Origin of the sequence: [Actinomadura] parvosata subsp. kistnae (assembly GCF_900323885.1) — a bacterium.
In the GTDB taxonomy this organism is placed as follows: Bacteria; Actinomycetota; Actinomycetes; order Streptosporangiales; family Streptosporangiaceae; genus Nonomuraea; species Nonomuraea composti.
This window is the reverse complement of record NZ_OOHJ01000018.1, coordinates 633,055-642,670: the sequence shown is the minus strand read 5'-3', so window position 1 is coordinate 642,670 and position 9,616 is coordinate 633,055. Positions and strand designations below refer to the sequence as shown.

Sequence of the window (9,616 nt, the reverse complement as noted above, 5' to 3'; positions counted from 1 at the left end):
TGAGCTCCTGAGCCGACCGAAAGCCGAGGTCGTCGCTACGGTCGCCAGCGGCGCTGGTCTGTTTCCTTCTCGTACGGCTGCGCATCCGGATAAGTCAGCAATTCCACCGTCCCGCCCCAAGGCGTCCGGCAGTAGGCGAACCGGTTGTGCTCGCCGGATTCGGGCCCCGGCAACGGCACCGGGTCGGACAGGCGCAGCCCACCCGCTTCGGTGAACCGCCGCAGCGCCTCGTCCAGGTCGTCCACGTACAGGGCGACGTGCTGCCATCCCAGGTCGCACGGCAGTGCCGCGCCGCCCTGCCGCGGCCCGCTGAACTCGAACAGCTCGATCCCCGGCCCGTTCGGCAGGCGGAGCATGCGTACGGCCACCTCCGCCGTCCCTTGGGGGACCCCGAGCCGCCGCTCGGTCGCCCAGCCGCCCTTGGGGCCCTGCGCGCGGGGGAGCGTGTCGTAGAGGACCTCGGCCCCGAACGCGCGGGCGAAGAACTCCGTGGCCGCGTCGAGATCGGGCACCGTCACCCCGACGTGGTCGATGCCGCGGACGGTCATGTGCTGCCTCCTGTTCCGGCCAGGGCGTCGAGCTTGCGCTCGATCCGGTCGAGCCGGGTGCGCAGCTCCGCCACGTCGCCCCGCTCGGCGTTCTCCTCGTCGGGCCGCAGCCGGACGAGCACGGCGCCCCCGGGCTCCAGCCGCACCAGGCTGGTGTCGGCGACGCTCGTACCGCCTCTGAGCTGGATGGCCACGTCGAGGTCGGCCTGGCGCACGCCCAGCCGCCGCAGCGCGGAGCGGACGTAGCCCCCGTCGCGGGCGAGCACGGTGGGGCTGCCTTCGACGAGCCGGCCGATCGCGGGCACGGTCGCGGCGAGCCGCACCACGACCGCGTTCACGGCCATGAGGATCACGAGGCCGGCCAGGCCGCCGGCCAGGGAGTTGTCCGGGCCGATGATCGCGTTCTGCACGACGTTGCTCATCAGCAGCATGACCACGAAGTCGAAGTTGTTGAGCTGGGCGATGCCGCGCTTGCCGCCGAGGCGCAGCAGGGCCGCGACGGTGACGTACACGGCGACGGTCCTGATGGCCTTGTCGGCGAGCGAGACGCCCGTGTGGAACAGGTCGTCGATCATGTACGGCCGCCACGGAGCCTCCCGATCACGCCGAGCTCGTCCACGCACCGGCCGAGCCCAAGCGCCACGCACTCCAGCGGCCGCTCGGCGCGGCGCACGGGCATGCAGAGCGCGTCGCGCAGCCGCCGCCCGAGGCCGCGCAGCAGTGCCCCGCCGCCGACCAGCACGGCGCCGCGTTCGCCGAGGTCGGCGGCCAGCTCGGCCGGGCAGCGCTCCACGGTCTCCATGGCCGCCCGCGCGATGGTCTCGACGGGCTGCCTGGTGGCTTCGAAGATGTGCTCGACGGGCAGCGACAGCTCCCGTTCGCGGCCGGTGTCGGGGTCGCGGGCCCGCACGACCACGAGCCCGTCGTGGGCGTGCCGCTTGGCCGTCTCGGCCGCCTCGTCGTCGAGTTGCAGCCCGTGCTCGCGCTCGACGAAGCGGGCGATGGCCCGGTTCACGGCCTGCCCGCCGTACGGGACGGAGCCGGTCGCCACCACGGACTCGCCGGACAGGACGGCGATGCGCGCGGCGTCCCGGCCGATGTCGATCACCATGTGGCCGGTGCGGTCGCCGAGCGACATGCCGGCGCCGAGCGCGGCGGCCAGCGCGTGCGGGACGAGCCGCACGGTCCTGGCGTCGGCCTCGTACGCGATGTCCTGCAGCGCCTCGCGGTCGATCGGCGTGGAGTCGCCGGGCAGCGCCATGACCAGGCGCGGCCGGGCGTACGGGTGCCAGTGCACCTTGCGCAGGAAGTGCCGCACCATGCGCCGGGCGAGCTCGGCGTCGGCCGGCAGCCCGCCGCTGACCGGCCAGTGGGTGCTGCCGCCGCTGTCGGCGACGGCTTCGGCGCCGTACCGGACGATCTTGCCCGTCCGGACGTCGCACATGACGACGGAGGGCTCGTCGAGCACGATGCCCTTGCGTCTGACGTAGATCCGCGTGCTCGCCGCTCCCAGATCCATCGCCAGGTCACGACCGAGGAGTCTCATCGCGGGGACTGTTTCCTGATCCGTCCCAACACAACACCACGAACGGAACGGATCCCCTTTACCTGCTGTACTGGGACGGTGCTCGACTACAGCCTCGAAGCGGCGCGTTACGACGAGACCCGGGGCGGGCTGCCGCGCGCGCGGGCGGCGGCGGAGGCGGTCCGTGGTCTGATTCCCGCGCCCGGCACGCTGCTCGACCTGGCCTGCGGCACCGGGCTGGTCACCAGGGAGCTGGCCGCGCGCGGCCTGCGGGTGCTCGGCGTGGACGCCGCCGCCGGCATGGCCCGCCTCGCCTCGGAGCGGGTGCCGGTCGTGCTGGGTGACGGGCGCCGGCTTCCGGTACGCGACCGCTGCGTGGACGCGGTCACCACGATCTGGCTGCTGCACCTGCTCGACGACGCCCGCCCGGTCATCGCGGAGGCGGCCCGTGTGCTGCGGCCCGGGGGAGTGTTCGTCACGACGGTGGACAAGGACGCCGCGCACCGGCCCGGCGGCCGGTCACCTGCGGCGGACGGGACGGAGATCGTCATCGCCCAGGCGGGACGGCACGGGTTGCGGCTCAGCGGCGAGTCCCGGTTCACCGGGCACGGGCAGGGCCGTTCGGGGGGTCCCGACCCGGTTTTCCGGTTGCTGGCCTTCACCTCGCGGTGAGCCCGGTTTCGCGTCATAAGCGGTGCCGTGCGAAGCTGTGACTGTCCCCAACACCATGGAGGTCCTCATGGCGGATGCACCGGAGCCGGATGTCAGCGACACTCCGGAGGACGAGATGAAGCGCAAGTTCCGCGAGGCGCTGGAGCGCAAGCGCAACCAGCACGCGGGTTCGGGCGCGGGTGGCAGGGGCGGCGACCCATCCAAGATCCACGGGGCGCACGGTCCGGCTGCGAGTAAGAGATCATTCAGGCGCAAGAGCGGCGGCTGAGGCTGGAATCTGGCGGGGGTACGGCATGCCGTGCCCCCTTTTTCTTTACCTGAACAGGTAGATCTTTTGCCCGATACGTTGGCATGTGTCCGTTTCCGTGGCTAACGTATTCGCCATTACCAGCCGGTTACCCGGTCCTTACCCCAGAAGGACCACCGGTTGGCGCCGAATCCCGAACGTCGGGAACCGGGGAACCACCTCCGTTGGGGTGAATCCGGCCACGCGCCGGTAGGGCATCTCCACGCCCGAACCCGTCAGCTAACCCGGTAGGCGTGATGGAGAGGACAAGTTACTTCATGCACCAGCGCGTCGTTCCCCCAGACCGCGTCTTCCCGGCCGCCGCCCGCTGAGCGGCCCCCTTCCCCAAAGGCTCGTATCTTGCGCTCCGCGTAGCGATCTCGCGGCGCCTTGCCCCGCTGCGCCCTTTTTTCCGTGAGTGCAACCTCCCTGTCCCCCAGTGAAGGGTTTTGCTGCTTCATGTTCGCCTGTTTTGGCCTGCGTTCCCTCGCCGTGCTGACCTGCTCCGCCGTCGGAGCACTGACCGTCGCCGGCACGGCCGCCCACGCCGACTCCGACACCGGAGAGAAGATCCTGCTCAAGGGCTCGACCACGGCCTCGTACTTCTGGGACGACGCCTCCGGCCGCGCCGGTGACACGGGCCTGCCGGCCAGCGGCAAGCCGATGCAGAAGGGGCTGGCCGCCAGCCCGAGCTGGCCGCTGATGACCGAGGGGTACGTCGTCTACAAGGGCAAGAGGATGCCCTTCTTCGTGGGCGACCGCGGGCCGGGCGAGCCGTCCAGCCGCGGCGTCATGCTGGACCTCGACGCCAAGACGTTCGCCGAGCTGACCGGCGGCGAGTTCAACCCCAGCACGCTGGGCGTGGACGGCATCGGCGGCGAGGGGCACATCGACGTCGACTACGTCATCACCAAGTGGGGTGACGGCGTGGGCAAGAAGAACTACCCGGTGCCGTTCTCCACCGGCGCCTGGGCCGAGCGCGACCGCAACCCGGCGACGCCGCCGAAGGCCGACGAGGACAATGCGGGCGAGGACAACGCGGGCGGCCGGCTCGTGGACGCCCCCGTGGTGCCGGTGAGCGAGCCCAAGGAGGCGGGCGTGTCCGGCGGCACGCTGCTGGCCGGCGTCCTGACGGTGACGGGCGGCGGCGTGGTGCTCGGCGGCGAGCGCCTGCGCGCCCTCATGCGGCGCTGACCCCCTCCCATAAGCAGACACCCCTCCCCATAAACAGACGCCCCCACAAACAGGCCCCCTCCCCATAAACACCCGGCGGCCTTTACGCGGCGGCGACCAGAATGTCATTCTGGTCGTCGTGACCACCCGCGCAGCCGTGAACGGCATCGACATCGCCTACGAGAGCTTCGGCTCACCCACGGGCCGTCCCCTGCTCCTCGTCATGGGGCTCGGCGCCCAGCTCATCCAGTGGGACGAGGAGTTCTGCGAGCTCCTGGCGGAGCAGGGACACCACGTCGTCCGGTTCGACAACCGCGACGCCGGCCTGTCCACGCACTTCCACGACCACGGGGTGCCCGCGATGGGCGCCGCGCCGCCGTACCTGCTGGACGACCTGGCCGACGACACCGCGGCCCTCATGGACGCCCTCGGCTGGCCGGCGGCCCACGTGGTGGGCGCGTCGATGGGCGGGATGATCGCCCAGACGCTGGCCATCCGGCATCCCGGGCGGGTGCTGACCCTGACCTCCATCATGTCCACGCCTGGGCCCAGCGTGGCGCCGCCCACCGAGGCCGCCGCCGCGGTGCTGATGGGCCGGCCGGCCGAGGGCCGCGAGGCGGTGCTGGAGCAGGCGGTACGGACCTGGTCGGTCATCGGCTCGCCCGGCTACGAGCTGGACCATGAGCGGATCAGGGCGATGGCCGGGCTGGCCTACGACCGCTGCTTCGACCCGGCGGGCACGGCCAGGCAGCTCGCCGCGATCATGGGCTCGGGGGACCGGACTGCACTGCTGGCCCAGGTCAAGGTGCCCGCGCTCGTGCTGCACGGCGAGGCGGACCCGCTCATCCCGGTCGCGGGTGGGCGCGCCACGGCCGCGGCGATCCCCGGGGCGCGGCTGGTGACGTACCCGGGCATGGGGCACGACCTGCCGCGCGAGCTCTGGCCGAGCTTCGTCGCGGAGATCACCAAGCTGACCTCCGCCTGAGGCGGAGGTCACGAGACCTGACGCCGCCGGTGGCCCGTCCCCCCACACATTCAGCCGGGCCACCGGAAGCGGGCGTCAGACCTCCAGCTTCTCCTCGATGCCCCGGAGCTGGTGGCGGGCCAGCGCCAGGTTGGCGCGATTGCGATCGAGCGCCAGGTACAGGAACAGGCCCTTGCCGCCGCGCCCGGTGATCGGGCGGATGATGTGGTATTGGCCGCTCAGCGTGATCAGGATGTCCTCGATGCTGTCCTTGAGGCCCAGCGAGTCCATCGTGCGCAGCTTGGCCTTGACCACCTCGGTGTTGCCGGCCGCGGCGATCTGCAGGTCCAGGTCCTTGGAGCCGCCCAGCGCGCCCAGCGCCATGCCGCTGCCGTGATCGACGATGACGGCCCCGATGGCGCCGTCGATGGCCATCATCTCCTTGAGTGACACGTCCATGCCGGCCATGCTTGCCTCCTTGTCGATGGATCAGTGCTTCCGTGCTGCGACGGCGGCCACGGCGGCAGCCGTCTTCCTGCCCTCCAGCCGCAGCAGCCCGACGTTCGCGCCGGGTCCGGCCAGGACCGTGAGGACGATGGTGGGGCCGGCGGCGTAGAAGGCCGTGAAGCCGGCGGTGCCGGAGATGAGCGTCTCCTCGAAGACTCCCTGACCGGTGATGACCAGCATCCGCCTGCTCATCGCGAGCAGCGCCGCCGACAGGGCCGCCGCCTGCTCGCCCTCCTGCCCGGGCAGGTCGCAGGCGAGCTGGAGGCCGTCCACGGTGCCCGCGACGCTCCCCTGGACGTCAGGGGTGCGCTCGCGCAGGAGCGCCATCTCCTCCAGAACCTCTTGTCGTAGCTCCACCGGTGGCCTCCTCCTGAGTGAGGGGAACCTCACGACAGCTCCTCGAGCGCCTTCTTCAGCCGCATCAGCAGCGCCAGATCGGTCGGGTCACCCGTCACGGGCGGGCCCAGCGGCTGGGCCCGCGCCTTCGGGTCGTGCGGCGGGTGCTCCGCGGGAGCCCCCCGCTGGGGCAGGTCGGGCGCGGCCAGCAGCCCGGAGGCGGCCAGCCGCCGCACGGCCACGAGCACCGGGTACGCCGGCCGCCCCAGCTGCTTGGCCAGCTCCAGCGGGGTCGCCTTGTGGTCGGCCCTGACGATGACCTCCCACTGGACCCGGCTCAGCGTCACCCCGTGCCCGGGCAGCCGGGGCAGTGGCCGTACCGGCAGGGAGTCGACGTCGGCGGAGGGCCAGATCTCGGCGAGCTGCGCCCGCCGCCGCGCGCATTCGCGCACCAGGCCCGGCACGTCGAAGAACCACTGCCCGCCGAGCCAGTGCTGCTCGCCGGGGCGGAACTTGGGCCGCGCCCCACTGACCGGCAGCAGGAAGAAGGCCGCGTCGAGGACCCCGCCGAGCACCGCGTACTGCAGCTCGCCCGGCGTGAGCGCCCCCTCCGTGAGCAGCTTCTCGCAGCCGCCGTCGCCCTGCACCCGCCGCAGCGCCGCCTCGCTCATCAGCCCCCTGGCCGCGAGCAGCCGCTCGACGCTGGGGGTCTGGGCGCACTCCATGTACGTCACGCGCCCCTCGGACAGGAAGATCGTGCCGCTCCTGCCGACCTGGAGCGCGCCGGTGGAGCGCTCGCGGGCGAGGCCGGCCAGGAGTGTGTCGAGCTTGGTCATGGGTCACGTCGCGAGCCGGCTGGAGATGGTGCTCAGGCGGTGCCTGGCCAGCGCGAGGTTGGATCGTTCCAGGTCAAGGCGTACGTAGATGACCAGCGGTCCTTCGAACACGGTCTCCAGCAGCCGCAGCAGATGGTGGCCCTTGTCCGTGGTGACGAGCATGTCGTCGATGCGGACGACGTCGCCCGGGCAGGTGCGGGCCAGGCCGTCGGTGGTGGCGCGCAGCGCCTCGGTCAGCGCGGCGGCCGACCGGTCGGCGTCCACGCCCACCGCCGTGCTGAAGGCCACGGCCATGCCGCTCGTGTGGTCCACCAGCATGGCGTCCAGCGCGCCCGGTATGGACATGACTTCCGCCAGGCAGCCGTCGATTCCCAGCACGTGACCTCCCTCGCCGTGGTGGAACGCGAACAGCGTAGGGCGAAGGAGGCGCGCCCATCGGGCGGCGAGTCACAGGTGTGGGGGTTTTATACGGCTGCGGAGTAGAAAAACCCTACTGCTACGGAAAAACGTATGATTTATGAGAATTTCTCGCGGCAACGCATGATCTCGGCGACATTTCGCTCGGCCCAGTCGGCCACCACCGAGATCGGCCCGTGCAGCGAGCGCCCGAGCTCCGTGAGCGCGTACTCAACCCGCGGCGGCACCTCGGCGAACACCTCCCGCGTCACCAGCCCGTCCTGCTCCATGGCCCGCAGCGTCTGCGTGAGCACCTTGGGCGTGACGCCGCCGATCCGGGTGCGGAGCTGGGTGAAGCGCATGGGCCCGCCGTCGAGGCAGAGCAGCACCAGCGCCGACCACTTGTCGCCGATGCGGTCCAGGACCACCCGGGTAGGACAATTGGGGTCGAAGACATCACCGGTATCCATAAGGTACTTATAGCACGATGAAGTAACCAGTATCCGATGGATACTCTTGCCGACATGAAGATTCTTCTCTTCGGCGCGACCGGCATGGTCGGTCAGCGCATCGCCGCCGAGCTGCGCGATCGCGGCCACGAGGTCACCGGCCTCAGCCGCACCGGCCCCGTCAAGGGCGACATCCACGACACCGCCACGCTGGCCGAGGGCCACGACGCCATCGTCTCCGCCATCGCGCCGCCGCGCGACGGCAGCGAGCCCGAGCCGCCCTTCCTGGCGGCCTACCGGGCGCTCATCGAGGGCGCGCGGGCGTCCGGGGTGCGGCGGGTGATCGTCGTGGGCGGCGCGGGCAGCCTCCAGGTGGCACCCGGCCAGGACCTGGTGGACACGCCCGACTTCCCCGACATCTACAAGAAGGAGGCGCTGGCCGGCCGCTCGCTGCTGCGCCTGTTCCGTGAGGTCGAGGACCTCGACTGGACGTTCGTCTCCCCGGCGGCCGAGATCGCGCCGGGGGAGCGCACCGGGACGTACCGGCTCGGCGGCGACCAGCTCATGACCGACGCCGAGGGCCGCAGCTTCATCACCGCCGAGGACTTCGCGGTCGCGATCGCCGACGAGGTGGACAAGAACGCCCACCCCCGGCAGCGCGTCAGCGTGGCCTACTGAGCGGCGCGTCGAAGGGCCTACTGGGCGGGCTCCTCGTCCGGCAGGAGCGCGCGCTCGTCGGGCTTGTGCACGAGGACGTTGTCCACGTACGACTTCACCGCCGCGCCCAGCCCGACGTCCGCGCCCTCCTGCTCCGACAGGAACCAGCGGTGGTCCAGGATCTCGTGGAAGAGCTGCGCGGGCTCCAGCTTGCCGCGCAGCTCGGCGGGGATGGCGTCCACGGTCGGCTGGAACACCTCGGCCAGCCACCGGTGCGCCACGATGGCCTCGTCCTCGTGCCGCAGCCCCTTGGCCACCCTGAACCCGTCGAGGTCATTGAGCAGCCGCCGCGCCTGGTTCTCCTCGACGTCGAGGCCGGTCAGGCGGAGCAGGCGGCGCTGGTGGTGGCCGGCGTCCACGACCTTGGGACGCACGATCAGCCGGCCGGTGCCGACCTTGCGCCGCACCATCATCTCGGCCACGTCGAAGCCCAGCAGGTTGAGGCGCCTGATGCGCTGCTCGACGCGGTGCCAGTCGACCTCCTCGATGATCTCGCTCTCGTTGATCTCGTTCCAGAGGCGGTGGTAGCGGGCCACGATGTCGTCGGCGGTGTCCATGGGGTCGATCGACGGGTGCAGCAGCCCGCCGGCCTCCAGGTCGAGCATCTCGCCGAAGATGTTGGTGTGCGCGTTGTCGATGTCGGTCAGGCGCTGGCCCTCGCTGATCATCGGATGCATCTCGCCGGTCTCGGCGTCCACCAGGTAGGCCGCGAACGCCCCCGCGTCGCGCCGGAACAGCGTGTTGGACAGCGAGCAGTCGCCCCAGTAGAACCCGTTCAGGTGCAGCCGCACCAGCAGCACGGCCAGCGCGTCCAGCAGGCGGGTGAGCGTGTCGGGGCGCAGGGTGCCCGACATGACCGCCCGGTAGGGCAGCGAGAACTGCAGGTGGCGGGTGATCAGGGCCGCGTCGAGGCCGTTCTCGCGGCCGGTGACGTACGCGACCGGCTCCACGGCGGGGGCGTCGAGCCTGGCCAGGTCCCACAGGAGCTGGTACTCCCGCTTGGCGTAGCGCTCGCTGATCTCCTTGATCGCGTACACCTTGCCCGACAGGCGGGCGAAGCGCACCACGTGCCGCGAGATGCCGCGCGGCAGATCGACCAGATGGTGTTGCGGCCAGTCTTCGAGAGGGGTCTCCCAGGGGAGGCGGATCAGGTCAGGGTCGCCTAGCGCGCCAGTGATCTGCAGGGGCATTTGCTCAGGATATGGTG

At 71.3% G+C, this 9,616-nt stretch carries 14 protein-coding genes and 1 riboswitch; of the genes, 5 read left to right on the top strand and 9 right to left on the bottom strand.

Features of this window, described 5'->3' with window-relative positions:
- Positions 1–35: 35 nt before the first annotated feature.
- The 3 genes from KIS93_RS23090 to KIS93_RS23080 are packed head-to-tail and all read right to left on the bottom strand — an operon-like array spanning position 36 to position 2,094.
- Complete coding sequence (locus KIS93_RS23090; protein ID WP_080045691.1) at positions 36–548, bottom strand: VOC family protein; 513 nt, start codon at positions 546–548, stop codon at positions 36–38.
- Positions 545–1,123, bottom strand: coding sequence for a DUF421 domain-containing protein (locus KIS93_RS23085; protein WP_080045692.1), 579 nt, complete (start codon positions 1,121–1,123; stop codon positions 545–547). The genes KIS93_RS23090 and KIS93_RS23085 overlap by 4 nt, the downstream gene beginning before the upstream one ends.
- Positions 1,120–2,094 (bottom strand): rod shape-determining protein, encoded by a 975-nt coding sequence (locus KIS93_RS23080; protein WP_080045693.1) that lies wholly within the window; start codon positions 2,092–2,094, stop codon positions 1,120–1,122. The genes KIS93_RS23085 and KIS93_RS23080 overlap by 4 nt, the downstream gene beginning before the upstream one ends.
- Before the next feature lie 78 nt (positions 2,095–2,172).
- Here KIS93_RS23080 and KIS93_RS23075 point away from each other — a divergent pair, with 78 nt between their 5' ends.
- From KIS93_RS23075 to KIS93_RS23060, 4 genes are all read left to right on the top strand, one after another.
- On the top strand, positions 2,173–2,745 hold the full coding sequence (locus tag KIS93_RS23075) for a class I SAM-dependent methyltransferase (RefSeq protein ID WP_080045694.1): 573 nt from the start codon (positions 2,173–2,175) through the stop codon (positions 2,743–2,745).
- A 67-nt stretch (positions 2,746–2,812) separates the two neighbouring features.
- Positions 2,813–3,013: a DUF5302 domain-containing protein gene (locus KIS93_RS23070; protein WP_080047561.1), complete on the top strand. Its 201-nt coding sequence runs from the start codon at positions 2,813–2,815 to the stop codon at positions 3,011–3,013.
- Between the two features lie 153 nt (positions 3,014–3,166).
- A riboswitch (cyclic di-AMP (ydaO/yuaA leader) is annotated at positions 3,167–3,301 on the top strand.
- Positions 3,302–3,490: 189 nt separating this feature from the next.
- Entirely contained in the window at positions 3,491–4,225 is a 735-nt protein-coding gene (locus KIS93_RS69080; RefSeq protein WP_418113731.1) for a hypothetical protein, read from the top strand.
- 118 nt (positions 4,226–4,343) lie between these two features.
- On the top strand, positions 4,344–5,189 hold the full coding sequence (locus tag KIS93_RS23060; RefSeq protein ID WP_222107597.1) for an alpha/beta fold hydrolase: 846 nt from the start codon (positions 4,344–4,346) through the stop codon (positions 5,187–5,189).
- Between the two features lie 75 nt (positions 5,190–5,264).
- Here the strand turns inward: KIS93_RS23060 and KIS93_RS23055 are convergent, their stop codons facing one another.
- The 5 genes from KIS93_RS23055 to KIS93_RS23035 all read right to left on the bottom strand — a co-directional run bounded on the left by KIS93_RS23055 (position 5,265) and on the right by KIS93_RS23035 (position 7,713).
- Positions 5,265–5,636: a hypothetical protein gene (locus tag KIS93_RS23055; protein ID WP_080045695.1), complete on the bottom strand. Its 372-nt coding sequence runs from the start codon at positions 5,634–5,636 to the stop codon at positions 5,265–5,267.
- A 21-nt stretch (positions 5,637–5,657) separates the two neighbouring features.
- Positions 5,658–6,032: a roadblock/LC7 domain-containing protein gene (locus KIS93_RS23050; protein WP_080045696.1), complete on the bottom strand. Its 375-nt coding sequence runs from the start codon at positions 6,030–6,032 to the stop codon at positions 5,658–5,660.
- 29 nt (positions 6,033–6,061) lie between these two features.
- On the bottom strand, positions 6,062–6,847 hold the full coding sequence (locus KIS93_RS23045) for a hypothetical protein (RefSeq protein WP_080045697.1): 786 nt from the start codon (positions 6,845–6,847) through the stop codon (positions 6,062–6,064).
- A gap of 3 nt (positions 6,848–6,850) precedes the next feature.
- Positions 6,851–7,225, bottom strand: a complete 375-nt coding sequence (locus KIS93_RS23040; RefSeq protein ID WP_080045698.1) for a hypothetical protein — start codon at positions 7,223–7,225, stop codon at positions 6,851–6,853.
- Between the two features lie 137 nt (positions 7,226–7,362).
- Entirely contained in the window at positions 7,363–7,713 is a 351-nt protein-coding gene (locus KIS93_RS23035) for a winged helix-turn-helix transcriptional regulator (RefSeq protein WP_080045699.1), read from the bottom strand.
- Between the two features lie 54 nt (positions 7,714–7,767).
- Between KIS93_RS23035 and KIS93_RS23030 the strand changes: the two genes are divergently transcribed.
- Positions 7,768–8,370 (top strand): NAD(P)-dependent oxidoreductase, encoded by a 603-nt coding sequence (locus tag KIS93_RS23030; RefSeq protein ID WP_080045700.1) that lies wholly within the window; start codon positions 7,768–7,770, stop codon positions 8,368–8,370.
- A 17-nt stretch (positions 8,371–8,387) separates the two neighbouring features.
- Here KIS93_RS23030 and KIS93_RS23025 read toward each other — a convergent pair whose 3' ends face one another.
- Positions 8,388–9,599 (bottom strand): DUF4032 domain-containing protein, encoded by a 1,212-nt coding sequence (locus tag KIS93_RS23025; RefSeq protein ID WP_186404399.1) that lies wholly within the window; start codon positions 9,597–9,599, stop codon positions 8,388–8,390.
- Positions 9,600–9,616: the final 17 nt, after the last annotated feature.

What these genes read in the sequence shown, in the direction of transcription:
- KIS93_RS69080 (WP_418113731.1), top strand. Translation starts at nt 3,491, where the DNA reads ATGTTCGCCTGTTTTGGCCTGCGTTCCCTCGCCGTGCTGACCTGCTCC.
- KIS93_RS23080 (WP_080045693.1), bottom strand. Translation starts at nt 2,094, where the DNA reads ATGAGACTCCTCGGTCGTGACCTGGCGATGGATCTGGGAGCGGCGAGC.
- KIS93_RS23085 (WP_080045692.1), bottom strand. Translation starts at nt 1,123, where the DNA reads ATGATCGACGACCTGTTCCACACGGGCGTCTCGCTCGCCGACAAGGCC.
- KIS93_RS23090 (WP_080045691.1), bottom strand. Translation starts at nt 548, where the DNA reads ATGACCGTCCGCGGCATCGACCACGTCGGGGTGACGGTGCCCGATCTC.
- KIS93_RS23030 (WP_080045700.1), top strand. Translation starts at nt 7,768, where the DNA reads ATGAAGATTCTTCTCTTCGGCGCGACCGGCATGGTCGGTCAGCGCATC.
- KIS93_RS23070 (WP_080047561.1), top strand. Translation starts at nt 2,813, where the DNA reads ATGGCGGATGCACCGGAGCCGGATGTCAGCGACACTCCGGAGGACGAG.
- KIS93_RS23025 (WP_186404399.1), bottom strand. Translation starts at nt 9,599, where the DNA reads ATGCCCCTGCAGATCACTGGCGCGCTAGGCGACCCTGACCTGATCCGC.
- KIS93_RS23035 (WP_080045699.1), bottom strand. Translation starts at nt 7,713, where the DNA reads ATGGATACCGGTGATGTCTTCGACCCCAATTGTCCTACCCGGGTGGTC.
- KIS93_RS23045 (WP_080045697.1), bottom strand. Translation starts at nt 6,847, where the DNA reads ATGACCAAGCTCGACACACTCCTGGCCGGCCTCGCCCGCGAGCGCTCC.
- KIS93_RS23055 (WP_080045695.1), bottom strand. Translation starts at nt 5,636, where the DNA reads ATGGCCGGCATGGACGTGTCACTCAAGGAGATGATGGCCATCGACGGC.